This is a genomic window from Paraburkholderia sp. TE9906 (genome assembly GCF_056279605.1).
In genome coordinates, this window is record NZ_JBWCCT010000001.1 from 321,710 (window position 1) to 347,536 (window position 25,827).

General features: G+C 64.1%; 23 protein-coding genes. 12 read left to right on the forward strand and 11 right to left on the reverse strand.

Going from position 1 to position 25,827, the window contains the following annotated elements; all coding sequences use genetic code 11:
- Window positions 1-9: 9 nt before the first annotated feature.
- Window positions 10-3,495 carry a transglutaminase family protein gene (locus ACZ9H4_RS01435; protein WP_408139175.1) on the reverse strand — a complete coding sequence of 1,162 codons (3,486 nt, stop codon included), beginning with the start codon at window positions 3,493-3,495 and terminating at the stop codon, window positions 10-12.
- A 332-nt stretch (window positions 3,496-3,827) separates the two neighbouring features.
- Between ACZ9H4_RS01435 and ACZ9H4_RS01440 the strand changes: the two genes are divergently transcribed.
- Window positions 3,828-4,901 (forward strand): zinc-binding metallopeptidase family protein, encoded by a 1,074-nt coding sequence (locus tag ACZ9H4_RS01440; protein ID WP_408139177.1) that lies wholly within the window; start codon window positions 3,828-3,830, stop codon window positions 4,899-4,901.
- Here the strand turns inward: ACZ9H4_RS01440 and ACZ9H4_RS01445 are convergent.
- From ACZ9H4_RS01445 to ACZ9H4_RS01455, 3 genes are all read right to left on the reverse strand, one after another.
- Window positions 4,895-6,163, reverse strand: coding sequence for a DUF3443 domain-containing protein (locus ACZ9H4_RS01445; RefSeq protein WP_476118075.1), 1,269 nt, complete (start codon window positions 6,161-6,163; stop codon window positions 4,895-4,897). The two genes, ACZ9H4_RS01440 and ACZ9H4_RS01445, sit on opposite strands and share 7 nt — an antisense overlap.
- Window positions 6,164-6,174: 11 nt before the next feature.
- Window positions 6,175-6,624, reverse strand: coding sequence for a DUF2844 domain-containing protein (locus tag ACZ9H4_RS01450; protein ID WP_408139554.1), 450 nt, complete (start codon window positions 6,622-6,624; stop codon window positions 6,175-6,177).
- Window positions 6,625-7,196: 572 nt separating this feature from the next.
- The gene (locus tag ACZ9H4_RS01455; RefSeq protein ID WP_408139180.1) at window positions 7,197-7,619 is read right to left on the reverse strand and encodes a phasin family protein; all 423 of its coding nucleotides are present in this window, start codon (window positions 7,617-7,619) and stop codon (window positions 7,197-7,199) included.
- Window positions 7,620-7,985: 366 nt separating this feature from the next.
- On the opposite strand from ACZ9H4_RS01455, the gene ACZ9H4_RS01460 reads away from it, so the two are divergent.
- Both ACZ9H4_RS01460 and ACZ9H4_RS01465 read left to right on the forward strand, forming a co-directional pair.
- Complete coding sequence (locus ACZ9H4_RS01460; RefSeq protein ID WP_408139182.1) at window positions 7,986-8,438, forward strand: hypothetical protein; 453 nt, start codon at window positions 7,986-7,988, stop codon at window positions 8,436-8,438.
- Between the two features lie 648 nt (window positions 8,439-9,086).
- The gene (locus ACZ9H4_RS01465) at window positions 9,087-9,854 is read left to right on the forward strand and encodes a DUF4410 domain-containing protein (RefSeq protein WP_476118076.1); all 768 of its coding nucleotides are present in this window, start codon (window positions 9,087-9,089) and stop codon (window positions 9,852-9,854) included.
- A gap of 94 nt (window positions 9,855-9,948) precedes the next feature.
- On the opposite strand, the gene ACZ9H4_RS01470 is transcribed toward ACZ9H4_RS01465, so the two are convergent.
- Together ACZ9H4_RS01470 and ACZ9H4_RS01475 are read right to left on the reverse strand one after the other, a co-directional pair.
- Window positions 9,949-10,626 (reverse strand): RibD family protein, encoded by a 678-nt coding sequence (locus ACZ9H4_RS01470; RefSeq protein ID WP_476118077.1) that lies wholly within the window; start codon window positions 10,624-10,626, stop codon window positions 9,949-9,951.
- 176 nt (window positions 10,627-10,802) lie between these two features.
- On the reverse strand, window positions 10,803-11,903 hold the full coding sequence (locus ACZ9H4_RS01475) for an NADH:flavin oxidoreductase/NADH oxidase (protein ID WP_408151939.1): 1,101 nt from the start codon (window positions 11,901-11,903) through the stop codon (window positions 10,803-10,805).
- A gap of 87 nt (window positions 11,904-11,990) precedes the next feature.
- Between ACZ9H4_RS01475 and ACZ9H4_RS01480 the strand changes: the two genes are divergently transcribed.
- Complete coding sequence (locus ACZ9H4_RS01480) at window positions 11,991-12,320, forward strand: ArsR/SmtB family transcription factor (protein WP_476118078.1); 330 nt, start codon at window positions 11,991-11,993, stop codon at window positions 12,318-12,320.
- A gap of 21 nt (window positions 12,321-12,341) precedes the next feature.
- Here ACZ9H4_RS01480 and ACZ9H4_RS01485 read toward each other — a convergent pair whose 3' ends face one another.
- A complete protein-coding gene (locus ACZ9H4_RS01485; protein ID WP_408139190.1) occupies window positions 12,342-12,773 on the reverse strand; it encodes a response regulator in 432 nt (143 codons plus the stop codon).
- 235 nt (window positions 12,774-13,008) lie between these two features.
- Between ACZ9H4_RS01485 and ACZ9H4_RS01490 the strand changes: the two genes are divergently transcribed.
- Window positions 13,009-13,470 (forward strand): hypothetical protein, encoded by a 462-nt coding sequence (locus tag ACZ9H4_RS01490; protein ID WP_476118079.1) that lies wholly within the window; start codon window positions 13,009-13,011, stop codon window positions 13,468-13,470.
- A 24-nt stretch (window positions 13,471-13,494) separates the two neighbouring features.
- Window positions 13,495-13,749: a hypothetical protein gene (locus ACZ9H4_RS01495; protein WP_408139194.1), complete on the forward strand. Its 255-nt coding sequence runs from the start codon at window positions 13,495-13,497 to the stop codon at window positions 13,747-13,749.
- Between the two features lie 157 nt (window positions 13,750-13,906).
- Here the strand turns inward: ACZ9H4_RS01495 and ACZ9H4_RS01500 are convergent, their stop codons facing one another.
- Genes ACZ9H4_RS01500 through ACZ9H4_RS01510 form a run of 3 tightly spaced genes read right to left on the reverse strand, consistent with a single transcriptional unit; the run spans window position 13,907 to window position 16,911 of the window.
- On the reverse strand, window positions 13,907-14,218 hold the full coding sequence (locus ACZ9H4_RS01500) for an AtuA-related protein (protein ID WP_408139196.1): 312 nt from the start codon (window positions 14,216-14,218) through the stop codon (window positions 13,907-13,909).
- Between the two features lies 1 nt (window position 14,219).
- Window positions 14,220-15,581, reverse strand: a complete 1,362-nt coding sequence (locus tag ACZ9H4_RS01505; protein ID WP_476118080.1) for an acyclic terpene utilization AtuA family protein — start codon at window positions 15,579-15,581, stop codon at window positions 14,220-14,222.
- A 25-nt stretch (window positions 15,582-15,606) separates the two neighbouring features.
- Window positions 15,607-16,911 carry a CitMHS family transporter gene (locus ACZ9H4_RS01510; RefSeq protein WP_408139199.1) on the reverse strand — a complete coding sequence of 435 codons (1,305 nt, stop codon included), beginning with the start codon at window positions 16,909-16,911 and terminating at the stop codon, window positions 15,607-15,609.
- Between the two features lie 98 nt (window positions 16,912-17,009).
- On the opposite strand from ACZ9H4_RS01510, the gene ACZ9H4_RS01515 reads away from it, so the two are divergent.
- Window positions 17,010-17,915 carry a LysR family transcriptional regulator gene (locus tag ACZ9H4_RS01515; protein WP_408151935.1) on the forward strand — a complete coding sequence of 302 codons (906 nt, stop codon included), beginning with the start codon at window positions 17,010-17,012 and terminating at the stop codon, window positions 17,913-17,915.
- A gap of 81 nt (window positions 17,916-17,996) precedes the next feature.
- Here ACZ9H4_RS01515 and ACZ9H4_RS01520 read toward each other — a convergent pair whose 3' ends face one another.
- Window positions 17,997-18,767, reverse strand: a complete 771-nt coding sequence (locus ACZ9H4_RS01520) for a hypothetical protein (RefSeq protein ID WP_476118081.1) — start codon at window positions 18,765-18,767, stop codon at window positions 17,997-17,999.
- A 157-nt stretch (window positions 18,768-18,924) separates the two neighbouring features.
- On the opposite strand from ACZ9H4_RS01520, the gene ACZ9H4_RS01525 reads away from it, so the two are divergent.
- From ACZ9H4_RS01525 to fabI, 5 genes are all read left to right on the forward strand, one after another.
- Window positions 18,925-19,797 carry a hypothetical protein gene (locus ACZ9H4_RS01525; protein ID WP_476118082.1) on the forward strand — a complete coding sequence of 291 codons (873 nt, stop codon included), beginning with the start codon at window positions 18,925-18,927 and terminating at the stop codon, window positions 19,795-19,797.
- 546 nt (window positions 19,798-20,343) lie between these two features.
- Complete coding sequence (locus ACZ9H4_RS01530; RefSeq protein ID WP_476118083.1) at window positions 20,344-22,617, forward strand: DUF3141 domain-containing protein; 2,274 nt, start codon at window positions 20,344-20,346, stop codon at window positions 22,615-22,617.
- A gap of 77 nt (window positions 22,618-22,694) precedes the next feature.
- Window positions 22,695-23,636 carry a phosphate acetyltransferase gene (locus ACZ9H4_RS01535; protein ID WP_408139205.1) on the forward strand — a complete coding sequence of 314 codons (942 nt, stop codon included), beginning with the start codon at window positions 22,695-22,697 and terminating at the stop codon, window positions 23,634-23,636.
- A gap of 9 nt (window positions 23,637-23,645) precedes the next feature.
- On the forward strand, window positions 23,646-24,824 hold the full coding sequence (locus ACZ9H4_RS01540) for an acetate/propionate family kinase (RefSeq protein WP_408323837.1): 1,179 nt from the start codon (window positions 23,646-23,648) through the stop codon (window positions 24,822-24,824).
- 2 nt (window positions 24,825-24,826) lie between these two features.
- Window positions 24,827-25,609: an enoyl-ACP reductase FabI gene (gene fabI / locus ACZ9H4_RS01545; RefSeq protein ID WP_408139207.1), complete on the forward strand. Its 783-nt coding sequence runs from the start codon at window positions 24,827-24,829 to the stop codon at window positions 25,607-25,609.
- Window positions 25,610-25,827: the final 218 nt, after the last annotated feature.

Genomic DNA, 25,827 nt, shown 5'->3' on the forward strand with positions numbered 1-25,827 from the left:
TGGGCGGTTTTACCAGTAGCGCAGATCGAGCGTGAACGGAAACTCGAGACTGCGCTGCGGCAGGTCGACCGTGAGCGGCCCCGGCGTATGACCCGACGCGAAGAAGCGTGCGCGCCGCCGGCTTTCCGCCTCATAGGCGTTGACCGGGAAGGTCTGATAGTTGCGCCCGCCCGGATGAGCGACATGATACTGGCATCCGCCGACCGAGCGGCCAGTCCAGGTGTCGACCAGATCGAAAGTGAGCGGCGCGTCCACGCCGATGGTCGGATGCAGCGCCGACGGCTGCGACCACGCGCGAAAGCGCACGCCGGCCACGTATTCGCTGACGCGGCCGGTGGGCTGCAACGGCACCGGCACGCCGTTGACGGTCAATACATGGCGGTTGCCGTTCAGACCGAGCGCGCGCACTTCGAGCCGCTCCACCGACGAATCCACATAACGCACCGTGCCGCCCGCCGAACCCTCCTCGCCCATCACGTGCCAGGGCTCGAGCGCGCTGCGGATCGTCAGCGCGACGCCGCTCACCGTGGTCTCGCCCACCAGCGGGAAGCGGAATTCGAAGTGCGGCGCGAACCAGCTGCTGTCGAATGCGAAGCCGGCGCGGTTCAGCTCGTCGAGCACGTCGTCGAAATCCATCTTCACGAAGCTGCCGAGCAGGAAGCGGTCGTGCAGTTCGGTGCCCCAGCGCGTGAGCCGCTGCGTGTACGGCTCGCGCCAGAAGCGCGCCACCAGCGCGCGCAGCAGCAACTGCTGCACGAGACTCATGCGCGCGTGCGGCGGCATTTCGAAACCGCGCAATTCGAGCAGGCCGAGGCGTCCAGTGGGGCCGTCGGGCGAATAGAGCTTGTCGATGCAGAACTCGGCGCGGTGCGTGTTGCCGGTCACGTCGATCAGGATGTTGCGCAACGAGCGGTCGATCATCCACGCGGGCAGGTTCGCGCTGTCGCGGCCGCCGAGCAGGTCGATCTGCCGCTGCAACTCGCGGAATGCGACTTCGAGTTCGTAGACCTGGTCGTTGCGCGCTTCGTCGATGCGCGGCGCCTGGCTGGTCGGCCCGATGAAGAGCCCCGAGAACAGATACGACAGCGACGGATGGTTGTGCCAGTACGCGATCAGGCTCGCGAGCAGATCGGGCCGCCGCAGGAACGGACTATCGGCGGGCGTCGCGCCGCCGAGCACGAGGTGATTGCCGCCGCCGGTGCCGGTGTGGCGCCCGTCGGTCATGAACTTCTCGCTGCTCAGATAGCTCTGCGCCGCCGACTCATACAGGTACTCGGTGTGATCGACCAGTTGTTCCCAGTTCGCGGCCGGATGAATGTTCACCTCGATCACGCCGGGGTCCGGCGTGACCTGCAGCATCTTCAGGCGCGCGTCGCGCGGCGGCGGATAGCCTTCGAGCACCACCTGCATCTTCAACTCGGCGGCTGTCGCTTCGACGGCGGCGAGCAGGTCGAGATAGTCGTCGAGTTCGGTGAGCGGCGGCATGAACACATGCAGCAGCGAGCGGCCGCTGCCGAACGCATCCGCTTCGGCTTTCGGACCGGCCGCGCGTTTGGGGTCGCGCGCCTCGACGCAAATCGCCGTACGCAGCGTTTCCTTCGACGACTGCCCGTGCGCCGGCGCCTGCACATCGCCCGGCTGACGCGCGTAGGCGAGCACGCCGCTGCCCGCCATGCCGCTCAGCAGATCGCCCGCCGACAGCGACAACGCGGCCGCGCGCCGCTTCTCGACAAGTGTCGGCGCCTGGCTCGCGTCGCGCTGTTCGTTGTCGTACTGCAAGCGCAATTGCGCGGACGAACGCAACGGCACCGGCGGCGCGAACGGATCGTGCGCGTGCTGATACGGATAGTCGGTCTTCGACACCCACGGCAGCGAGTCGAGCGGCAGCCGGTAGCCCATCGGCGAATCGCCGGGAATCAGATACATGCGTTCGTCGCGGAAGAACCAGCGGCCGCTGACCCACTTCGGCGTTTCGCTCGGCACGTCGCGCTCGCGCGCGAGCGGCAGCACATACCCCGTGGCGCCGCTCAGGCCCGCATCGAACACACGACGCAAGCGCACCCGCTCCAGTTCGTCGTCGAGCCGGGCGTCGAACGGATCGACGTTGACCGGCAAGCGGCGCTCGCGCCACAGGTAGTACCAGACGTCTTCGAAACCGGGCTGGATGCAGTCCGTGTCGAGCGACAGCTTGCCCGCGAGATGGGCGAGAAAGCGTTGCGCGTCGCCCGCGGTGTAGCGGCCAGGCTCGCGTTCATCGGCGAACAGCGCCGGGTTTTGCCAGCAGGGTTCGCCATCGGCGCGCCAGTAGAGCGACATCGCCCAGCGCGGCAACTGCTCGCCCGGATACCACTTGCCCTGGCCGATATGCAGGAAGCCGTTCGCGCCGTAACGCGCGCGCAGCTTGTCCATCAACGCGACGGCATAGCCTCGCTTGGTCGGCCCGAGCGCGTCGGTGTTCCATTCGTCGGCGTCACGGTCGCGCACCGACACGAAGGTCGGCTCGCCGCCCATCGTCAGGCGCACGTCCATGTCGGCGAGTTGCTGGTCGACCTGCTCGCCCATCTTCAGCACGTCGCGCCACATCGCTTCGCTATACGGCTTCGTGACGCGCGGCGTCTCCAGCACCCGTTCGATCGACATCGTGTGATCGAACTCGACTTCGGATTCGTCCACCGCGCCCGAGATCGGCGCGGCGCTCCCCGGCTCGGGCGTGCAGGCGACCGGAATATGCCCTTCGCCCGCGAGCAGGCCCGAGGTCGGATCGAAGCCGATCCAGCCCGCGCCCGGCAGATACACTTCGCACCACGCATGCAGGTCGGTGAAGTCGACTTCGGTGCCGCTCGGGCCGTCGATGGATTTGACGTCGGGCGCGAGTTGCAGCAGGTAGCCGGACACGAAGCGCGCCGCCAGCCCCAGTTGCCGCAAGGTCTCCACCAGCAGCCAGCCCGAATCGCGGCACGAGCCCGCGGCGCTCACGAGCGTTTCCTCGGGCGTCTGCACGCCCGGCTCCATCCGGATCAGGTAGCGGATCTCGCGTTGCAGCCGCTGATTCAACGCGACGAGGAAGTCGGCGGTGCCGGTCGGCGTGCGGTCGATGCTCGCGACGAATGCGGCGAAGCGCGGCGTCATCGGACGCTTGATCAGATACGGCGCGAGTTCGAGCGCGAGGCCGGGGTCGTAAGTGAACGGGAACTGCTCGGCCGACGGTTCGAGGAAAAAGTCGAACGGGTTATAAACGGCCATCTCGGCGACCAGGTCCACGGTCACCTTGAACTCGCGCGTCTTCTCAGGAAAGACGAGCCGTGCCTGATAGTTGGCGAACGCGTCCTGCTGCCAGTTGATAAAGTGTTCGGCCGGTTCGACCCGCATCGAATAGGCGAGGATCGGGGTCCGGCAATGCGGCGCAGGCCTGAGCCGCACGACCTGGGGCGACAGCGAAACCAGCCTGTCGTAGCGGTAATGTGTGACGTGATGCAACGCGACGCGTATGGACACACCTGACTCCTGGACGAAGGATGGCAGCCCGCCAAAAAGCAAGCTTCATGCCGTTGATAGAACGAGCGCGACAAGCGTTGTGAACCGCGTGTACTGCTTCAGCACTGCCCCGGCGCACCGGCTGCTGTCAACTTTGCCGCACTGGCCGGCCGTGCGGACCCTCGAACCGCCGGAGGTTGGCCGCTTCTCGCCAGGCCACGCACCAAAGCGGCGCAGCGCCCATGCACGATCATGCACGTAATGTGCGTTAAACCGGTGACGTCTGGCAATTGCGGCATGAAGATTGCGGCAAGCGTTCGCTCACGACTGCCACCCTCACCCAGGCTCGCCCGATGAAAACCTTCCATTGCAATCGCTGCTCGCACCTCGTCTTCTTTGAGAACGTCCGCTGCGAACGTTGCGAGTCCTTGCTCGGCTATGTGCCTGACCTGGCGGAAATCAGCGCGTTCGAAGACGCCGGCGACGGACGCTGGCGCAGCCTGCATCCGGGCGCGGACGGCGCGCTGTTTCGCCAGTGCCACAACTACGCGGTCGAAAACGTCTGCAACTGGATGATCCCCGCCGACTCGCCCGACAGCTTGTGCCGCGCTTGCCAACTGACCCTCACGATCCCCAATCTGGGCGCAACGGAGAACCGGCTCTACTGGTATCGGCTGGAGATGGCCAAGCGCCGCCTGCTCTATACGCTGGCCGAACTCGGCATCGACGTGAAATCGCGTCAGGCGGACCCCGAACATGGCCTCGCGTTCGAATTCCTCGAAGACGGCGGCGACGGCGCGCGCGTGATGACGGGTCATGACAACGGGCTCATCACGCTGAACATCGCCGAGGCCGACGACGCTCACCGCGAAAAAGTGCGCACTGCGATGGGCGAACCGTATCGCACGCTGCTCGGCCATTTCCGTCATGAGACCGGCCACTACTACTTCGACCAACTGGTGCAGAACGACCCGCGCTGGCTCGAACCGTACCGCAAGCTGTTCGGCGACGAGCGCGCCGACTACGGCGAGGCGCTGGACGCGTACTATCGCGACGGCGCGCCGCCCGACTGGCAGGCGTCGTACATCAGCGCGTATGCGACGATGCACCCGTGGGAAGATTGGGCGGAGACGTGGGCGCACTATCTGCTGATCGTCGACGTGCTGGACACGTCGACGTCATACGGCCTCGCGCTGCTGCCCGACGACCCGAGCGAGCCGACGCTCACCGACCGTACGCCGGTCGAGGACGCCAGCTTCGACAATCTGATGAAGCGCTGGTTTCCGCTCACCTATGCGTTGAACAGCCTGAACCGCAGCCTCGGGATGGCCGACGGCTATCCGTTCACGCTGGCCGCACCGGTGGTGGACAAGCTGCGCTTCGTGCATCGGGTGATTGCGCACGCTGGCGACAAGGCCGCTCAATAGGCGACATAGGGCCCGGTGCCGCCAGGCGTCGCCTGTTGTTCGACGGCCGCGTACACATTGCGGCCATAGAAAAACGGCAGACCCCAGTCGAAAATCGTCGACGTCACGAAGGCCGGTCCCGCCAATAAAGGCAATGCCGAATCGCCGGCATACGTCTGCGCGATCGACGCGGCATTGCCCACGCTGAAGCTCACCGCGCTCGTCGTGCCGTTCACGCCTTCGATCAGCGCACTCAACTGCTGGGTCGACGCCGGGCAGTAGTACGCGCTGTTCGGAATCGGGCAAGCCGCCATCGCGCTGGTCTGGAAGAAGAGTCCGGTCGAGCCGCTGTCCAGAATGCTGTGTGAATACGTGGTGCCGTTCTGCACCGTCGTGAACGTGCCGTTCGACGGACTCACGCCGATCACCTGCGCACTGCCGAGCGCATTGTTGGCCTGCGTGCCGATGCCGAACACCAGTTGCCCGGACACCGACGGTGCGCCGCCGGAGACCGTCGGCAGGCTCAGCATCGAACCGTTGTTGTCGGTCGCAAAGTACGGCACCGGATTGGCCACCTGAAATGCTTCGGCAAGCGGAATCGACGTGCAGGGCAGGCTCTGGCAGGCGTAGTACGTGCCGGCCAGCGCCTGCGCCACGCAGTTCGCGCCGCAATCGTGCTTGAACACGCCGATGCCGAGAATCCCGTTGGCCTGCAAGGTGCCCGGCGTGTTGCGCGAGGCGCCGAGGTTCGCGCAGTCGGCGGGCAACGTCGGGTAGTTCGGGTCGATCACCTGGATCGGCAGCGAGGCGGCTTTTTCGCCGGCGATCTGCAGATCGGCGAGCCGCACCGAGCCCCACGTGTAGCCGTCGAAGAACTGCATGCATTCGGCGACCAGATTACCCGACGCGTCCTTCTGCTGCGGCAGGTTCATCGACGCGGGCAGTTGCGAGGCGAACACCCGCACGCCCCATGAGCCGGTATCGACCAGCACGTGATCGATGGTCTGACATTCGCTCGTACCCGGCGCGCACAGCGTGATGCTGACGAACGGCATGTTGGGCACGTTGCTCACGCCGGCGTCGACCGTCACGCGCACCGCGTTCGCGGCGAGCACTTGCGGCGCGGGCGAGGTATTGGTCACGGTCGGACCGCTGGTCGAGCTGCTGGAATTCGCCGTGGTGCTCGCGCCACCGGAGCCGCCGCCTCCGCCGCCGCACGCGGTGACGAGCAACGCGAGCAGCGCCGCGCACAACAGGGTCATCCACGAAGACATGTGACGCATGATCGGCTCCGTTATTGAATGACGCCGACGTCGACGCCCGCGGGCACCGCCTGCGGCAAATACGCATGGCCGGAGAACGCGCGCAGATGGCCGCCGGAGTAAATCACCAGGTCGCTGTTCGACACCGCGAGCGGCGTGCCGCGCCGGGTTGCCGTGGCGGCGACGTATGCGTCGAACGACGCGCCCAGCATCGACTTCAGATCGGGCAGCGTCGGGCCCTCCCACGCGATGCCGAACACGATGCCGTTGCGCCCGACGTACTCGCGCACCTGCGTGCCGGACGGCATCGTCAGCAAATGGACCGAATAGGCGCTCTGCGTGGTGGCCGCGCGAGCGACCGCGCGCAGGTGTATCTGATCGCTATCGACAGTGCTGACGTTCTGGCCGAGCGTGGCGTGCGCGGCAAAAGACAGCGCGCAGCTCGCCCCGAACATTGCGCGGGCAATGCGGGTGTGGAGCATCGGTTTCACGAGATTTCCTTCGAGGTGAAACGCTCGTGACCCGGCACTCGCCGATCACAAACGTGAAACTAGGGGGCGCACTTCCGACCGGTGGTGCCAGTGTGGCCTTCACGCCGGTCGGGCTGCGTGAATGCGTCTACGGAGCGACTGGATGAAACTTGAGCGATGACGGCCCCCGGCGCCAATCGTTTGCGCGGCGATTTAAACCTTTAGGGCACGGGACACCGTTCAGCGCCGTTTGATCGTTAAGGACACGATCACCGTGGGACGGCCCTCCCACGGTCATTTTTACATTGCGTCCTGCTTAAAGCGAACACAGGCGACCAAAGATCGGCGAGCATCAGAAAATGTTCACGCAGGCCGCATCAAACAGTTCGATGTAAATACCCGCTGAAAACAGCGGGCTTCAGCACCGCTTTCCTCTGACAAGAAACACGGGGAGCGGCGTATTCCCAGGACGAAAGCCCACCACAAAAAAAAGACCGCGAATGGCGCGGCGGCCAATAGCGGTCCATATTCAATCGACGGGATGCATCGCGCTCGAATCAGATGATTCGACGCGACAGCGCCCGCTATTTTTTCTGCTGCAGGAGCGACTTCAGTTCCTGCACATTCTCTTCTACGCGTTTTGCGATGACCGCATACGACTCGGCTTGCGTCTGATACGCGGCTTGCGCGAGTTGCTGCATATCGGCCAGCGACTTGTGCAGGCTCTGCTGGATCAGCTCGGCGGTTTTCGTGGAAGGCGCTGCGCCGCCCGCCGACAACTGACCCGTCAGCGACTGCAGTTCGGTCAGGGTCGTGCGCAGCATGTCGGCCTGCTTCTGCGCCAGCGATTGCATGCCCTGGAAGGCCGTCTGATTCGCCTGAACCAGCGCCTCCATGTCCTTGCGTCGCGCTTCCATGATAGCGGGGACATCGAAGCCGGGGAGCTTGAACTGCTCCAGCATTTTGGTGAAATCGCCAAATGGATTGGCGGCGTCAGGTCGGTCCATTCGAAATCCTCCTTAGCGGTTTGAGTACTCGCCGGCAGTGCAGGCGCGGCATGTTGCACCGACGCGCGCACCGACAGGCACGTGTGCCGCGCGACCCACGATCCGCCGAAGCTTGCCGGATCTGGGGTCGGACGGCGCATCGATCAATCATGCGCCATCCGGCCACATTGCGCCAGCCGACACTCACCCTGGCTCGCCGCCGGCTTCTCTCCGCTTTGTCGATTTCGACCGGCCCGCATCGCGGCGCATGCAAGGCTTGGTAAGTTACATGTCGGCTTCAGTAACCCTACGAAACGGCATGTCGACTATCGTTGCTCCTACACCGGCGCACTGTGGCGCCGGCTCTGTCTCAATGGGAGCGACATCATGAAAAAAACCATTTTCAGCGCGGCGCTGGCCGCCGTTCTGACCGTGTCCGCGACAGCGGCGCTCGCCCAGGAAACGGCCCCGCCCTCGCCCGCGCAGATGCACGGCGAACCGCAGCGCGGCGACGGTCCGCCTTCGCATGGCGCGATGGGTCCGATGATGGGTCCGAGGGGCCCCGGTTTTGCGGTGATCAACGATCTGGAGCAGTTGCGCCGTCTGTATGCGCTGAGCGGCCATCCGGGTGAGATCGTCGCGGTGTATCACGAGGTGCTCGGCAAAACGCAGGACCCGATGCTGCGGCATTACATCTACGATTCGCTGGCTCGCGAACAGTTGAAGCCCGCGAATCCCGAGCAGGCGATTGCAACGTTGCGCACCAGCTTGTCGGAGGATCTCGCCGCGGCGAGCAAGGCACCGCATGGTGCGCCGGGGATGCCGGGACAGGCGCAGTAATTCCGCTGTAGCGGGAGCCTTTTATGCGCGAAGCGGCAACTCGCCGCCTACGTGGAAGAGCTCCCGCCGATCCACAATGCGCTCGTCTGGCATGCAACGTTAGCTGTCCCACACTCCCGCGTCAGTGTCACTTTTCATCTTCCATCAGGTGATTAGGATAAGAGCACTGAAACGCTCGCGTGTGGTGAAGAATGCGATACCCGATGAATCTGGTAGTTGCGGCCATCCTGCTTGTGCTGGTCCTGTGTTGCATCATCAAGCTGGCGCTGAACTGATGCCCGATTCTCGCGGTACATCCCGCGCCATTTCACGATTTCACATTGCACGCGAATAACGCCGTTCCCGGCACGTCCGCATTTGTCCCGCTTCGGTTCCACTTCGCTTCAACACCGCATCGGCACCGCCGTCGGCACCGCGCGCGTCGCCGCCTTTTCGCATGACATCGCTCGAAATAATTGCTGAATGGAGTTCGGCAGGCGACTCGACCATACTTCGTTCGCTGCCGGTGCGTACGAAACAAGGACGCATGAGATCAAGAGTGTTTCACGTGCGAATACGTTTCGCCGATGATCAACGATCCTACGGTTGCCCGATCATCGGCTGATACGTTCGAAGCTACCGGCACCGCGTGCCGAAGACAGGATGAACATGTTGACTTCAGTGAATTTCCTCAGAAAGAACGCCACCCGTCTGGTCTGCGTGGCGATGCTCGGCTGCACCGCGTTGCTGACCGGGTGCGCCGGCAGCGGCATCAGAAACACGAGTGAAGCGAGCGTGCAGTCGCAAGTACGGCCGGACACGATTTACGTGTACACCTTCGACGCCGATCCAAACCAGGTCAAGCTCGACAGCGGCATGCTGCAGAAACTGAAGACGCACCTCAACGGTTCGTCCGATGCACAGAAGCAGGTCGCCGATGCGGACGAAGTGCGTGAACAGGTCGCCAACGAAATCGTGCAGCAACTGCAGTCGATGGGTCTGCACGCGGTTCGCTCGGATGCCCCCGCCCCGGCCGACCAGAACGTGCTGCTCGTGCAAGGCAGCTTCGATACGATCGACTCGGGCAATCGCCGCCGTCGCACGATGATCGGCCTCGGTGCAGGCAAGAGTCAGGTGAGCAGCACGGTGCAGATTCTGTACAAACCCGCGGGCGGCGCGCCGCGTCTGGTACAGCGCTTCGATGCCGATGCGGACAGCGGCAAGGCGCCGGGCGTCGCCGAAACCGCCGGGGTGGGCGCGGCGGCCGGCAGCATCGCGACCACGGCGGCACTGGGTGGCGGTTTGCACGCCGTATCCGAAACCAAACGGGCTGGCGTGTCAGCGGACGCGAAGCGACTCGCCGATGCGGTGGCGAAACAGATCGCACAGATCGGTGTGAGCGGCGGGTGGATGTCGACGCAACACATGAAGGGCTGATGACTCGCCATTGAATCCCAGCGGCAGAACCGGGTACAGACAAAACGCAGCGCGGCAGCGTGGAGCAAAACTCCACGCTGCCGCGCGTTGTCGTTCATGCCTTCGTATAGCGCAGCCACACTGCGTCGTGCCCGGCTTTTTCCACCGACGTCAGCTTCAGATACGCGGGTGCCCGCCACTTGTCCATCGGGACTTCGAACGAAGAAGGATGCTCGCTGCGGCCATCCACCAGCGGCAGAATCAGCACGCTGACCTCGTCGACGAGACCGGCGTTCACGAACGCGCCGCTCACATGCGAACCGCCTTCGACAATCAGCTTCTTCACGCCGAGCTCGCGCGCCAGGGTCTGCACCACTTTGTCGAGATCGATCCCGCGCTTGCCGCCGAACGCGTAAGACACGCCGATCGATCGCAGATAAGCGAGGTAGTCGTCGGCGACCTCTTCGGTCAGTACCTCGACAACATGCGACTTGAGCGCCGTGTTGCTCTTCCATGCGACACGTCCTTGCGGATCGATCGAGATCGCGTACTGCGCCGCGTTGCGTTCGACGAAATGATCCGTGCGAGGCAGCGCGCTCTTCGCGAGCCCCTTCGGATAATCGGCACCATGCGAGATTTCCTGCATGGTCACGCGCCCGCAGATCCAGCCGTCGGCTTCGAAGCCGGCAGCGGTGGTCTCGTAGAGGTCGCTGGCGAAGTCGAGATGCCAGCCGTCCGTGAGACTGCGGCCGTCCAGCGACGACATCATGTGAGCGACGATGTAAGGTTTCATAGGAAGAGCCTCCGTGGTGGTCTATGAGTGGAGGTTCCAGCAAGGGCCGTTCCGCTCGCCGTGTATGACCGCGTCGAAGGTCAAACCCGCATGGCGCAAAAAAAGCGCCGTTCACCCGCCACATTCGGCAGCGGGCAAACGGCGCTCATCAGCATCACCGACTTCAGTTCAAACGCTTACGACGCGACCGCGTAACGCTCGAGCCAATGCGCGTACGGCGCGGGCAACGTCCACGACGCGCGCTCGATGCCGAGCTTGCGCGCCGCATGATACGGCCAGTGCGGATCGGCCAGATGCGCGCGGCCGACCATCACCAGGTCGAGCTGTTCGTTCGCGACCGAGCGGTCCGCCAGTTCCGGCGTATCGATTCCCCATGCCGACGAAACCGGAATACCGGCTTCGCGGCGCACGCGCTCCGCGATCGGCGCGAGAAATGCGGGCGCCCACGGAATCGCCGCTGTCGGCGTGGAGAAACCCACGCTGACGCTCAGCATGTCGAGCCCTTCGCGCTTGAAATTCTTCGCGAGTTCGATCGACTCCGCGAGCGTTTCCTCGTCGCGGCCGTCGTATTCGATCACGCCGAAACGCGCGGTCAACGGCAGATGCTCGGGCCAGACCTTGCGCACCGCAGCCAGCGTTTCCAGCAGGAAGCGGCTGCGGTTTTCCAGGCTGCCGCCGTATGCGTCGTCGCGTTGATTCGAATGCGTCGAGAAGAAGCTCTGGCCAAGATAGCCGTGCGCGAAGTGCAGTTCGAGCCATTCGAAGCCCGCGTCGCGGGCGCGCTTCGCGGCGCCGACGAAATCTTCGCGCACCCGTGCGATGTCGTCGAGCGTCATCGCTTGCGGCACTTTCGGCAGGTGCGCGCCGAACGCGATCGCCGACGGCGCGATGGTCTGCCAGCCGCGGCTGTCGCCGGCGGCGATGTGGTCGTCGCCCTCCCACGGACGGTTCGCACTGGCTTTGCGGCCCGCGTGACCGATCTGGATGCCCGGCACCGAGCCGGCCGCCTTGATCGACGCCACCACCGGTGCGAAAGCCTGCGCCTGCTCGTCGTTCCAGATGCCGGCGCAGCCCGGCGTGATCCGGCCTTCCGGCGAGACGGCCGTCGCCTCGACGATCACCAGCCCCGCGCCGCCGCGCGCCAGACCGGCGAGGTGCACGCGGTGCCAGTCGTTGATCAGGCCGTCTTCGGCGGTGTACTGGCACATCGGCGGAATGGCGATACGGTTGCGCAAGGACACGTCCTTGAGCTTGTAGGGCTGAAACAATGCGGACATCAGGCTAAACTCCACTAGATAAACTTGTACGGTAGTTCGATAAACATCGAACTATGGAGTATCGCAGAAACCTCTACTATTTGCAGAATGCGCACTTATACCCACCCTGCCGCCGAGGACTTCACGCTCGGGCGGCTGTTTCATGCTTTGAGCGACCCGGTTCGCCTCGAAATTGTCCGGCGGCTATCCACTGTGGACGAAGCCACCTGCGGCGAACTCGACGGCGGCCGGCCGAAGTCGAGCGTGTCCCATCATTTCCGGATCCTGCGCGAGGCGGGGCTGGTGCGCACACGCGTGGCCGGCACCGTGCATCAGAATTCGCTGCGTAGAGGGGAACTGGACGCTCGCTTTCCGGGTTTGATGGAGGCGATTGTTCGGCAGATCATTGCCGAGCCGGTGATAGGGGAACCGGCTTAAGGACAACCGCCGCAAGCCGCCCTATTCGCGCCACAGCCTGCGCATCAGCGCAAGCAAGGCGGTCGGCGCCGTGCCTTTTTGACAATAGCCGTCGAAATTGTGACGTGCCCTGCCGGTTTCCTTGACGTGATCCTCGTCGAGCGACGTGAACGCGACGATGCCGAGACTTTGCGTCGGCAGATAGCTGCGCAGCGCGCTGGCCGTTTCGTAGCCGTCACGCTCGGGCATCATGATGTCGAGCACGACGACGTCCGGCACCCAGTCCCGCACACAGCGAAGCGCATCCGCGCAACTGACGGCGGCACGGGCTTCCACGCCTTCGTAGGAGAGATAGGTAGCGAGCGCTTCGGCCGCGCCGGCGTTGTCATCGACGACGAGGACACGCGGCACTTCGTGCAATACCCGGATTTCGCGGGCGCTCCACCTTTGGCAAGTAGACAGGGTTCGAGACATGTAGGGCACGTGCGAGAAAAACATCAACGCCCAGCAAACCGCATACCAAGGCGGCAGGAGGTGCTTCGACGGGCCAAATCAGGCGAATCGACTTGTGCAAAAGCGGATCAGTTCCGGAGGCTGGGCGTGCTGCCGGACTTAAAAGACAGCATCTAACCGGCAATTAAAAAGCTGACGGCTGGTAGAACTTAAAATGGTCTGAGCAACAAGCCGGCTTTCAACAGAGGAATCCGTATTGATGAAATCGGGCGCGGCGATTTTTCTGGCTGAGTGGCAAATACGTTATTCGCGCGATTTATTGAGCCATGTAGTTTGCGCAAACGTTCTCCATGTGCACAATCTTCTCGTCATACTTAAGCGCCCGATGGGAAAAGGTAACAGTTACCAAACGAGATTTGACAATATTACAATGGCCTTTCTTAAATCTAAGATTGAGAGGGCACGCATGGTTCTATATCACCGTGGCGCAGCGATTCAGGCGTCGACTGTCAGATACGGCCACACTTTCGTCGCCCGCGCCTGCATTCTGAAAGAAGACGGCGAATCCACGTCGCTGGGGGATCTCGGGCAGTTCGCAAGCCCCGCGTGCGCTTATGAATTTGCGGTGCGCTGTGCAAGTGCTTTTGTGGACGGCATGCCGATGCCTCGCTGCCCATTCGGCAAATCATCACACGTGGACGAAACAGTTAATAACTAAAGTTTCCAGCAAAAGGGGGCCGCGATGTACAAACCTGTATTAAGCCGCTTTCAATATACGCGCCGGCACGGCAAGCAACGCACTTATGACGTCACGGTCAATCTCGTGCAAAAGGCTTCCGGTGTCTGTACGTATGCCGCATGGGTGCATTATCAAGCTGAATTCAAGGGTTCGGGATTGATGCTGCCACTCGTTGCCAATACTCCTGATGCCGCCGTGCGCGAAGCACAGATGCGCATTCAGGAAGACATCGACAATCTGATCGGTATTGTCGAGTAGATAATCAATCTGGCCGGCGCAATGCGGAGTGAACTGTGCATGCGCGGCCTCTCGTGGTGCTTATACCAGCAGGTCTTCGTAGAACGCACCGAATCGCCGCGTCGGATGAGCGGGTTGTATTTCGCGTATTGCCCTTCGGCCACACGCCGCGTGTTCTTCAAGGCAGATCGGCAATGTCCAGCCCCATCACCGCCGAGCTCAACGATTTGCCGTGCGCATCGAGTGCGAGCGAACGCGTGACACCGCCGCCAAGCGCCTCTCCCAGCACGAAATTGAATGCCGCGAGATGCGGCAATTCATAGCGCACCACCTCGCCACGCACGACGTCGCGCAAATGCGATTTCACGCGATCCGCGGATAACTCGCGCCGCAGATGTTCGTAGTGGCTCGGGTCGTAGCATATGACCGACACGTTCAGCGTATTGCCCTTGTCACCTGTTCTGGAATGGGCAAGTTCTCGCAGTTTCATTTCACGCCTCCACAAACTCGAATGCCGGATCGACGTCGACGCGCGGCAGCAATACGGATTGAACCGCGAGTACCTCTCGCGTCGACCTGGTGACGCCTCCGCCGCCTGCGGGGCCATTCGTATAGAGCGTTTCCACTTCGTTGCCAATCCGCAGCGCTTCCTCGGCCGACGCGGCGCGCCCCGTCACACGTGCGCGCACTTCGTACGGCTGAGTGCCGCCCGCTGTCCCCGCGCTCTCGCCATGCAACGCGTTCACGCCGATCAGATCGAACCGCAGCTCACTCGTCTGCGCGCCGGTCAGTTGCAACCGTTCCCGCACGATATCGAGTGCGAGCCGGCCGCGCTCGACAGCGCCCGGACCGCCATAAGAAATCTGTCCTTCCCCGATGTATCCGTCGGTATACGCCACTGACACCTTGAGCGTATCGGTGCACGGCGTGCCACGTCCACCGGTCACGCGGACGCGATCGGGCGCTTCCTCGCTCACGCGAACGCCGGTGAAATCCGCGACGACATCGGGTTGCAAATAGCGAGCCGGGTCGTGAATCTCGTAGATCAGTTGCTCCTTGCAGGTCGCCTCGGTCACGCGCCCGCCGGCCTGCGCGACTTTCGTGATGATGACGGAACCATCTTCGCTCACCTCGCCGATCGGAAATCCGAGGCGGGCGAGATTCGGCACGTCCTTGAAGCCCGGGTCGGCGAAATAGCCGCCCGTGACCTGCCCCGCGCACTCAAGCAAATGCCCGACGACGGTCGCTTGCCCTAGCGTGTTCCAGTCGTCCATTTTCCAGCCGAATTCGTGGATCAGCGGCGCGGTGAAAAGCGACGGGTCCGCCACGCGCCCGGTCAGCACGATGTCCGCGCCGGCCGCGAGCGCGGCGACAAGCGGCGCGGCGCCGAGATACGCGTTCGCCGAAACGATACGATCGTTGAACGACGCGACGCTTTGCCCCGACTCCTCGAAATTGAAATGACCTCGCTGCACGACGTCGAGAACATCATCGCCGGTGACGGCGGCGATCTTCAGGCCGTCAAGTCCGAGTTCGCGCGCGATCTGCGCGGTCTTGCGCGCGGCCGCTCGCGGGTTCGCCGCGCCCATGTTGGAAATGATGCGCACGCCATTGCGCGCGGCGATCGGCAGCACCGCCCTCATGCGCGCCTCCAGCAGCGGATCGTAGCCGAGCTCAGGGGCTTTGCGGCGGCTCTGCTGCGCAAGCGCGATCGTCCGCTCGGCAAGGCATTCGAACACGAGGTAGTCGAGCTTGCCGGATTCGGCCAGTTCGACCGCGGGTTCGATCCGGTCGCCGGAATAACCCGCGCCTGCGCCGATGCGCACGCGGCGTGGGTGTTGAGTTGTCGTCATACGGATACCGCCTGTCGAAAAGGACTCAAAGAGGAAACACGCCGAGCACGACGCACGCGATCGTCATGACGATCGACGCGCCGAAGAGCAGCGGAAAGCTGAATTTCTGGTGATCGGCGAGATCGATACCGCACAGCCCGACGACGAGAAACGTCGCTGGCGTGAGCGGGCTCACCGGAAAACCTGTGGTCATCTGGCCAAGCAACGCAGCCTGGCCGACGTGCACCGCCGGCACGCCGAGCTGTCCCGCGACTTCGGCCACCACGGGTAGTACGCCGAAGTAAAAAGAGTCGGGATCGAACAGCATGCTGAGCGGCATCGACACGAGGCCTAACGCAACGGGGATATGACTCGCCATCGCCTGCGGCACGAAACCGACAGCCGCCTGCGCCATTGCCCTGAGCATGCCGCTGCCCTGCATGATGCCGGTGAATACGCCCGCTGCGAGAAGAATGCCGGCCATCATCAGCGCGGCGCGCGCATGTGCGTCGATACGCTTGCGCTGCATTTCCACATTCGGATAGTTCACCATCAACGCGATGCACAGGCCCACCATGAACATGATCGCGGGCGGGACCTTTTCGCCGAGCACGACCATCGTGCCGAGCACCACCAGCGTCAGGACGATGTTGAACCAGAAGTTCTTTGGCCGCCGGAGCGCCTGTTCTTCCGGCGTGAGTTCGCGCCTGGGCATCGGCACCGCACCGTCCGCGCGGAAGTACCCGAGGCGCTTTTCCTCGCGCCGGCCGAGCCAGAATGCCATGCCGAACACAAAGACGAGTCCGACGATCTGCACGGGAATCAGCGGATTGAACAGCGCCGAGATCGGCAGATGCAGCGACGCCGACGCGCGGATCATCGGCCCGGTCCACGGCAGGAAGTTGATGCCCGCCGCCATCGAGACCGCGGCGGCGAGCACGCGCCGGTCCATTTTCAGGCGGTCGTAGAGCGGCAGCATCGCGGGAATCGTCACGAGAAAGCACACGGCGCCGGAGCCGTCCAGATGAATCAGCAGCGCGAGCAGCGTCGTGCCCATCACGATACGCGTCGGCTTCGTGCCGACCGCGCGCAGAATCCGGTCGATGATCGGGTCCAGCGTGCCCGCGTCGGTAATGGTGCCGAAATACAGAATCGCGAACACGAACATGCCGACCACCGGCGCGAGATTCTTCAACCCGTCGATCACGAACTTGCTCGTCTGAAACCCGAACCCGCCGATCAGCGAAGCGGCAATAGGCACGATGATGAGCGCGACGAGCGGCGACATACGTTTCGAAAGGATCGCCCCCAACAGGACGACGATGGTTGCCAGCCCCAGCAATGGAAGCATGAACTTGTCTCCAGATTTGTCTTTTAGTGGGCCCAGCGTAAATTCGCGCCTACAATAAATCAATTGAAATGATTTGATTGCAACAATCACAAAACGTAATGGATCTGACCTTCCGCGATGTTCGTGCCTTCATCGCCGTGGCGCACGCGGCCAGCTTCACGCGCGCCGCGACGCGTCTGAATGTTTCGCAGCCCGCGCTGACCGTGCAGATTCGGCGTCTGGAGCAGACAGTTGGCGTGCGGCTGCTGGACCGCAACAGCAGGAACGTCACGCTGACACCGGCGGGCCGCGAACTCTTACCGGTGCTGCAAAAGTCGCTTCAGGACATGGAACATGTATTGAGCGACGCCCGCGCGCTCGGTGAAGGGACGAGCGGCACCGTGAGACTCGCGTGTCTGCCGACCTTTGCCGCGAGCGTGCTGCCCGAGCTGATTCAGGATCTGAAGCAGGAGGTGCCGCGCGCCCGCTTTTACATTCGCGACGTCGTAGCGGATAGAGTGAATGCGCTAGTGCGCAACGAAGAGGTCGACATCGGATTGACGGGCGGTGATCTCTCCGACACGGCATTCGAAGTCTTGCATGCCGGCGTCGATCGCCTGGTGGTGGTATGCCAGAAGGAGCACCCGCTGGCGCGTGGGCGGCGCGTGAAGCTCGAAGAGCTTGCCCGCGTGCCGCTCGTGCTGACGGCACAGGGAACGAGCGTCAGAGCGGTTGTCGATGCCGCGTTCGAAAACTGCGGCTACGCGCCCGACATCGCGTGCGAGCCGACCTACATGATGACCGCGGTAGCGATGGTGCGCGGCGGCCTGGGTGTGACGATCCTGCCTGCCACGGCGCGGGAAGTGCTCGCCGAACCAGGGCTGGTTGCAAGGCCGATCGGCGACCAGGCGTTCGTGCGGCCGATCGCGCTGATCAAGAAGCGCGGGCGCACGCTGCCTCCGGTCACGGAGAAGTTCGTCGCGGCAATGAAGAAGAAAATCGGCGCTACGCGTCGGCGATCATAGACACGTGGTGAGGCGAACAAACCCTCCGCAAGCCGAAACTTGCTACGTGGCGACTCGCTCCTTCAGCCGTTGGCTTGCCGCTCATCTGCGCGTCGATGCCGTCGCCAGCCCGCTCTGCGCGCGCTGCAGCCACTCCCGGTTGTGCTCCCGTGCGTGACGCGGCCAGTGTTTGGCATCCTGAACGATTTCCGCGTACAGGGTGTCCGCTCGCTCGCGATCCGCCGGGTCCGGCTGCGCCGCCAGCCAGTCCGCGAACAGACAGCGCGGCGCCACGTCGTTCGCGCAGGTCAACGCCTGCTCGAAGGCCGCACGCGTACCGGGGACTCCCAGCGCGGCAAGCGTGCGGGCATACAGCAGCGCCGGCTCGCCTTGATTGCGGGCCTGTGGATTGGCCGCGAACAGGCTTGCCAACGTGGCGTCGGTGGCCGTGTAGTTGCCCATTGCAAACTGCGCGCGACCCAGGCCGAGCAGTAACGCCGGGTCGTTGGCGAACGGCCCGTTGGCGGCGGCCTGATAGTGCTCGAGCGCTTCGCTGGCGTTACCGGCTGCCAGCAACGCTTCGCCGAGCCGCATGCGGTGCTGGACAGTAGGCGCGCGGTCGAATTGAGCGCGCGCCTCGCGCACCGCGCGATTGGGGTCGACGAACTGCGTGATGGCTTGCGTGGCCGCGCGCGCGCCGCGAGATTGGCGCAGGCTCGGCAGGTAGATGGCGAACAGATAGACCACACTACCCAGCATCGGGAAAGCGAACAGAATGAATAGCCAATACAGCCCCTGCCGGCTGCGCACCGCATGCACCGCAAAGCAGATCGCGACGATAACGTGCAGACCGATTCCAAAGAAATATGGCATGTATATTCAACCTTCGTTCAACTTTCGAGCCGATGAGAGCGCCTGCCGGAAATGGCCGCGCTGATCCTTTATCGATAAGTTTATTACAGCGGGCGTTCGCGCGACATTTAACTCCGCCCATACCTTCAGGCATTCAGCCAATACACACCAATCGACATTGAACGAATTGCTATTGTGGAATAGCGGCGGCTCGACCATAACCGACGAGCACAGATCAGCCTATGCGGCCCAGAACGATAAAGAGCGTCGATCGGGCATTCACCCGCCTGCTCTCCATTCCGGCGAGGCTTCGAGCGAAAACCGCAATCAGGCCATTGGCAAAACTCACCGGGCATTAGGCTCGCCGGGTATCGCATCGCTATCCGGTATAGGTGGATTGTCGCTCCCGCTTTCAATTAGCGGCTGTGGCCAATCTATTCCGGAAGGCCGCGAGCGATCTGACCACGGTGGATACCTCGCGCGCACCGTCCCAGTCAGGACGGACCCGTGCAATCGCGATGCGATGAATCCGCTGGCGGCGCGGCTCGAACGTGCCGGCTACGGGCGCGGAGCGGCGAACGCGCTGACCCAGTTCGTGGACCAGTGCCGCCGGCTGGACGGTTTTCTGAATGCGACGGTGAACGACCTGATGGCGGTCAGCGACTTTAGCGCCGCTGTGAAAATCGCGGACCGTCTCGTCGAGACCGACAACACCACTCCGCAGCACTACTTCATACGCGGCCAGGCGAGAGAAGGCGCGCACGACTATGAAAACGCGCTCGCGGACTACATGCAGATCGCCCTCGTGCCGGACGTATCGCACGTCACCCGCAGCCTGTTGATTCGCGCCGCGTACATGCACGCCAAAGCAGGACACCATTGCGAAGCGATCAGCATGATTCGCATGTGGACATCGGCCGAGCCTGGCGCGCGAACAACCCAGAGGCCAACCAGCAGATTGTCGCGTATGCCGCGCACCAGTCGTGCCTGCCGTCGTGCGCTTCAGGCGACGACACGTGCGTGCGCCAGGCCGGCAAAACGATTCGCGTGAAGGCGCTCGCCCATGGCATGCGCGCAACGTTTATCGTCGATACGGGCGCGACTTACGTGATGTTGGCGCGCACATTCGCGCAACGGGCGCACGTCCCGCGCGGCACGGCAATCTGCCCGCCGTCGCGCGCGAGCCTTCCTCGACTTTCTCGTGGATCGCTTCAGGCGAAGCGCGAATACGCTGCTGCCGGTTTCCGCATAAAAGGGCGTGCCAGGTCCACGCGACGCGGTATGCAGCGCGACGGCGCGCCCGCTCCACGCGCTCGTCGGCCATTTCCGGTTTGCCAGTCGAAACTTCACCGTCTAAACTGGGTTGGCTGGTGCGGTGCAACACGCCCCGTGACGGGTTCGTGTCACGCATGGGACACGCCACGTCGAGGCTCGCGCACCGCGTAGTTGCGCTGCCCGTTTTATCGCTGATCGTGGTGAAAGCCGCGCTTTTGACATGGCGCGCCCTGTCTCGCCCAGTTCCACGCCAGCCGCGTCAAACCGCGCACATGGATGCGACAGGGCCGGGGCCGACTATCTGAGAGAATTCGGAGCGACGATGACCCAGCCACAACCGCAATCCGCCCCGCCTGACTTTGGCGCTTCCCCGATTTCTTATGGCGTGCCGCTCGTGCAGGCCGCCGTCGAGTACTCCATCGACGCCTGGCAACGCGGCGTCCTGTTCGCCGACGTGCTGCGTGAGCGTGGCAACCAGTATCAGGCGCATCTGCTCGACGATACGCCCAACGTGCTCGACTTCGCCGCCGAGTTGATCGTCGACGGGAGAACGCTGCCGCGCCCGGTCAACTACGGCCTCGTGCGCATCATCGCCCCCGACGACCTCAAGCCCGCACGCGACGTCGCCGGCGTGCGCGATCCGGGGCGCCTGCGCCCGTTCGTCGTCTTCGACCCGCGCGCGGGGCACGGTCCGGGCATCGGCGGATTCAAGCGCGAAAGCGAGATCGGCGCCGCCCTGCGCGCCGGACACACGTGCTACTTCGTCGGCTTTCTGCCCGACCCGGTGCCGGGCCAGACGGTCGAAGACGTCATGCGCGCCGAAGCGACGTTCCTTGAAAAAGTCATCGAGTTGCACCCGGACAGCCCAGGCAAGCCCGCCGTGATCGGCAATTGCCAGGCCGGCTGGCAGGTGCTGATGACCGCCGCGATGCGCCCTGAGCTGTTCGGGCCGATCATCGTCGCCGGCGCACCGGTGTCGTATTGGGCCGGCTGGCGCGGCAAGAATCCGATGCGCTATTCCGGCGGACTGCTCGGCGGTTCATGGCTCACCGCGCTGACCGGCGACCTCGGCGCCGGCCGCTTCGACGGAGCGTGGCTGGTGCAGAACTTCGAGAACATGAACCCGGCCAACACGCTGTGGCACAAGCAGTACAACCTCTACGCGAACATCGACAGCGAAGCGCAGCGCTATCTCGGCTTCGAGAAGTACTGGGGCGGCCATGTGTTCCTGAACGCGGCGGAAATGCAGTACATCGTCGATAACCTGTTCGTCGGCAACCGGCTCGTTCAGGGGGAAATCGTGACCTCGGACGGGATTCGCCTCGATCTGCGCAATATCCGTTCGCCGATCGTCGTGTTCTGCTCGTACGGCGACAACATCACGCCGCCGCCGCAAGCGCTCGGCTGGATCACCGACCTGTATCGCGACGACGCCGACGTCTTCGCCCACGACCAGACGATCGTGTATGCCACGCACGACAGCATCGGGCACCTCGGCATCTTTGTGTCCAGCAGCACGGGGCGCAAGGAGCATCACGAGTTCGTCAGCAATATCGATCTGATCGATATGCTTCCGTCGGGTGTGTATCAAGCGCAGATGGGCAAGAAAGCCGCCGCCACCCGTCACGCGGAACTCGTCGAAGGCGAGCATGTGCTGGCCGTCACGCGGCGCAGCGTCGACGACGTCCGCGCGATCGTGCAGCCCGACCCGGCGAGCGACCGCCGCTTCGCAACGGCCGCTTACGTGTCCAACCTCAATCTCGGCCTGTACCGCAGCTTCGTGCAGCCATGGCTGCACGCCTGCACGACGCCGTGGTCCGCCGATCTGGCCAGCCGGTTCCACCCGCTGCGTGTGCCCTACGAGTCCTGGTCCGACCGCAATCCGCTCGCATCGAGCGTCGCTCATCTCGCCGACAGCGTGAAGCAGGAGCGCAAGAGCGTCGCCGCCGACAATCCGTTCTGGCAGATGCAGACGTTGATGTCGAATGCGATCGAAGCCTCGCTCGATTACTACCGCGACATGCGCGACGCGGCGGTCGAGCAGACGTTCGAGACGATCTACGGCGCGCCCTGGCTACAGGCGATGGCGGGCCTTCCCGACGCGGGCGGCAAGGAAAATGCCGCCGCCGCGTCGTCGCCGGACACGGCACAGGAGCCCGACGCGGCGAGCGTGGCCGAGCACCAGCGCTTGCGCGCGGCGATGACGGCGGGCGGACTGATCGAAGCGAGCGTGCGCGCGTTGCTGTTCGTGCGCCGCACGCATGGGGAAGCCGACGAGCGGCGCTTCAATCTCGCGCGGGCGCTGCTCGGCACGCTCTCCGATCGCGGGATTCTGGCGTTCAAAAAGGTGGTGCGCGAGCAGGCCGCGTTGCTGCGCTTCGACAGCGAAGCCGCTATCGACGCGCTGCCCGGTATGCTGAAAGGCGCGCCATCGGCCAAAGTACGCTCCGCCGCCCGCCACCTCGAGCAGCTCTCCGCGACGCTCGTCCTCGATGAACACGAACGCGCGGACCTCGATCGTGTGCTGGCGATTTTCAGAGCCGCGGAGAAAGCGAAAACGACGCAGCCTGGCGAGGTTCGTCAGAAGGTCGAATGACGCGCGTCACTGTCTGTTCGCCCGGCGCCGCATCGTCGCCGGGCGCCTATCACGTTGAGACATCGAGGGTCCGTCATATGGAACACAAGCGCGAGAAATACGAGCGGCTCGTCTCGTTTGCCGCAACGCTGCCGCCTACGCCGACCGCGGTCGCGCATCCGGTCGATCACGATTCGCTGTCGGCGCTGATCGAAGCGGCGCGGCTGGGGCTGATCGCACCGATTCTCGTCGGACCGCGCGCGAAGATCATGGCCGCGGCGCAAGCCGGCGCTCTCGATCTCGGCGATCTGCCGATCGTCGATGCGCCGCACAGCCACGCCGCCGCGGCCGCCGCCGTGCAACTCGTGCACGAAGGCCAGGCACAGGCGCTGATGAAGGGCTCGCTGCACACCGACGAACTAATGGCCGAAGTGGTCGCGCGTGGCACCGGTCTGCGCACCGAACGCCGCGTGAGCCATTGCTTCGTGATGGACGTGCCGGGCCGCGAAGACGCGCTCATCATCACCGACGCGGCCGTCAACATCTCGCCGACGCTCGACGACAAGCGCGACATCGTGCAGAACGCGATCGACCTGGCCCACGCGCTGCGCTTTCCCGAGGCACGCGTCGCGATTCTCTCGGCGATGGAAACCATCAACTCGAAAGTGCCGTCGACCCTCGACGCGGCCGCGCTGTGCAAGATGGCCGACCGGCACCAGATCACCGGTGGCATCCTCGACGGCCCGCTCGCGCTCGATAACGCGATCAGCGTCGAGGCCGCGAAAATCAAGGGCATCGTGTCGCCGGTCGCGGGGCGCGCGAACGTCCTCGTGGTGCCGGATCTCGAAGCGGGCAACCTGCTCGCCAAGAGCCTGTCGTTTCTCGCGGGCGCGGACGCCGCCGGCATCGTGCTCGGCGCTAAAGTACCGATCATTCTGACGAGTCGCGCCGACTCGGTGATCACGCGGCTCGCGTCCTGCGCGGTGGCATCGCTCGTCGCGCTCGCGCGGCGCGAGGCGCTAGCCGCCGCCGTCGTCTGAGGCGGCGGCATGGACGTCATACTGGTCATCAACTCCGGCTCGTCGAGCATCAAGTTCCAGGCGTTCTCGGTGAACGGCGCCACGCTCGATCCGATCGCGGGCGGCAAGCTTGAAGAGCTTTACACGGCGCCGCGCCTGCTGGTGAAGCGGCAAGACGGCGAAGTGATCGACGATCGGCGCTGGCCGGCAGGCGAACTTCTCGCCCACGACGACGCGATCGCGTTCCTGTTCGACTGGCTGCGTGCGCACGCCGGCGCCTCGACTTTGGTGGCCGTCGGCCATCGCGTCGTGCATGGCGGCGACCGTTATGCCGAGCCGGTGCGAGTCGACCCGGAGGTGCTGGCCGCGCTCGAAGCGCTCGTGCCGCTCGCGCCGCTTCATCAACCGCACAATCTCGCGGCGATCCGGTCGATCACGGCGCGCAATCCTCTCGTGCCGCAGATCGCGTGCTTCGACACCGCGTTCCACCACACGCAACCGGCCGTCGCGACACGCTATGCGCTGCCGCCTGACATCACGAGCCGCGGCGTGCGGCGCTATGGCTTCCATGGTTTGTCGTACGAGTACGTGGCGAGCGTGCTGCCGCAATTCAGCGAGCGCGCGGCGCGAGGCAAGACGGTCGTGCTGCATCTGGGCAACGGCGCGAGCATGACGGCACTGGATCAAGGCAGGAGTGTCGCGAGCACGATGGGCTTCACCGCCGTCGAAGGACTCGTGATGGGTACCCGCTCGGGCAGTCTCGACCCCGGTGTCGTGTTGTGGATGATCGAAGAAGCGCGGATGGATGCGCAGGCGATCAGTTCGCTGCTGTACAAGCGCTCGGGACTGCTCGGCGTCTCCGGCATTTCGAGCGACATGCGCACGCTGCTCGCGAGCGACGCGCCCGCCGCGGCCGAAGCGGTCGATCTTTTCTGCTACCGGATTTCGCGCGAACTCGGGTCGCTCGCGGCCGCGCTCGGCGGACTCGATGCGATCGTGTTCACCGCGGGCATCGGCGAATATGCAGCGCCGGTGCGAGAACGCGTGTGCCGCGCGGCCGCGTGGCTCGGCGTGTCGCTCGATGCGGGCGCGAATGCGCGGCACGGACCGCGTATCAGCGATGCGCACAGCGCCGTCGACGTTTGGGTCATTCCGACCAACGAGGAACTGATGATTGCCCGGCACACGCTCGAACGACTGGAGGCATAAGTATGGACAAGCCATCCGCGCAGCTATTCGCGCAACGCAAGGTGCTGATCGTCGGCATCGCCAACGAACACTCGATCGCCTATGGCTGTGCGCGCGCATTCCGCGAGCTGGGTGCGGACCTCGCGATCACCTATCTGAACGACAAGGCGAAGGCCTACGTCGAGCCGCTCGCCGAAGAACTCGGCGCGTCGCTCCTGCTGCCGCTCGACGTCTCGAAGCCGGGCGAACTCGACAGCGTGTTCGACACGATCCGCGAACGCTGGGGGCGGCTCGACGTCGCCGTGCATTCGATCGCGTTTGCACCGAAGGAGGATCTGCAGGGCGGCCTGCTCAACAGTTCCGCCGAAGGATTCGCGAAGGCGATGGATATCTCGTGTCACTCGTTCATCCGGATGGCGCGGCTCGCGGCGCCGCTGATGAACGAAGGCGGCTCACTGTTCGCGATGAGCTACCTGGGCGCGACGCGCGTCGTGCCCAACTATGACTTGATGGGCCCGGTCAAGGCGGCGCTCGAAGCGTCGTGCCGCTATCTCGCGCACGAACTCGGGCCGAAGCACATTCGCGTGCATCCGATCTCGCCGGGGCCGTTGAAGACACGCGCGGCGTCGGGGCTCAAGGACTTCGATCTGCTGCTCAATGAGGCGGCGGAACGGGCGCCAATTGGCGAACTCGTGGATATCATGGACGTCGGCCATACCTGCGCGTTTCTTGCGACGCCTTATGCGCGGAGGATGACGGGCAATACGATTTTTGTCGACGGGGGCGTTAGCATCATGAATGGGTAGGGTCGTCAGAAAACGCGTCCGGGGAAAGACGCGCTGCGGGCCGGCGGGGCTTGTCGTTCCGGTCGCGCCACAAACCGCCGTTCACCACTGTCGGTCAAATCGCCGGCAATCGCACCACCTCCCTGACGTTAGCGCCGGGAACCCGGTAGTCGGCCCGCCCGACCGACCGCCCGGCCGACCGAGTCGAGCCTCCACCGAAGAGCCCATTGCAGATCGAG

Coding starts and splice junctions, on each gene's coding strand:
- ACZ9H4_RS01440 (WP_408139177.1), top strand. CDS start 3,828: ATGAAAACCTTCCATTGCAATCGCTGCTCGCACCTCGTCTTCTTTGAG.
- ACZ9H4_RS01445 (WP_476118075.1), bottom strand. CDS start 6,163: ATGCGTCACATGTCTTCGTGGATGACCCTGTTGTGCGCGGCGCTGCTC.
- ACZ9H4_RS01450 (WP_408139554.1), bottom strand. CDS start 6,624: ATGCTCCACACCCGCATTGCCCGCGCAATGTTCGGGGCGAGCTGCGCG.
- ACZ9H4_RS01455 (WP_408139180.1), bottom strand. CDS start 7,619: ATGGACCGACCTGACGCCGCCAATCCATTTGGCGATTTCACCAAAATG.
- ACZ9H4_RS01460 (WP_408139182.1), top strand. CDS start 7,986: ATGAAAAAAACCATTTTCAGCGCGGCGCTGGCCGCCGTTCTGACCGTG.
- ACZ9H4_RS01465 (WP_476118076.1), top strand. CDS start 9,087: ATGTTGACTTCAGTGAATTTCCTCAGAAAGAACGCCACCCGTCTGGTC.
- ACZ9H4_RS01470 (WP_476118077.1), bottom strand. CDS start 10,626: ATGAAACCTTACATCGTCGCTCACATGATGTCGTCGCTGGACGGCCGC.
- ACZ9H4_RS01475 (WP_408151939.1), bottom strand. CDS start 11,903: ATGTCCGCATTGTTTCAGCCCTACAAGCTCAAGGACGTGTCCTTGCGC.
- ACZ9H4_RS01480 (WP_476118078.1), top strand. CDS start 11,991: ATGCGCACTTATACCCACCCTGCCGCCGAGGACTTCACGCTCGGGCGG.
- ACZ9H4_RS01485 (WP_408139190.1), bottom strand. CDS start 12,773: ATGTCTCGAACCCTGTCTACTTGCCAAAGGTGGAGCGCCCGCGAAATC.
- ACZ9H4_RS01495 (WP_408139194.1), top strand. CDS start 13,495: ATGTACAAACCTGTATTAAGCCGCTTTCAATATACGCGCCGGCACGGC.
- ACZ9H4_RS01500 (WP_408139196.1), bottom strand. CDS start 14,218: ATGAAACTGCGAGAACTTGCCCATTCCAGAACAGGTGACAAGGGCAAT.
- ACZ9H4_RS01505 (WP_476118080.1), bottom strand. CDS start 15,581: ATGACGACAACTCAACACCCACGCCGCGTGCGCATCGGCGCAGGCGCG.
- ACZ9H4_RS01510 (WP_408139199.1), bottom strand. CDS start 16,911: ATGCTTCCATTGCTGGGGCTGGCAACCATCGTCGTCCTGTTGGGGGCG.
- ACZ9H4_RS01515 (WP_408151935.1), top strand. CDS start 17,010: ATGGATCTGACCTTCCGCGATGTTCGTGCCTTCATCGCCGTGGCGCAC.
- ACZ9H4_RS01520 (WP_476118081.1), bottom strand. CDS start 18,767: ATGCCATATTTCTTTGGAATCGGTCTGCACGTTATCGTCGCGATCTGC.
- ACZ9H4_RS01530 (WP_476118083.1), top strand. CDS start 20,344: ATGACCCAGCCACAACCGCAATCCGCCCCGCCTGACTTTGGCGCTTCC.
- ACZ9H4_RS01535 (WP_408139205.1), top strand. CDS start 22,695: ATGGAACACAAGCGCGAGAAATACGAGCGGCTCGTCTCGTTTGCCGCA.
- ACZ9H4_RS01540 (WP_408323837.1), top strand. CDS start 23,646: ATGGACGTCATACTGGTCATCAACTCCGGCTCGTCGAGCATCAAGTTC.
- fabI (WP_408139207.1), top strand. CDS start 24,827: ATGGACAAGCCATCCGCGCAGCTATTCGCGCAACGCAAGGTGCTGATC.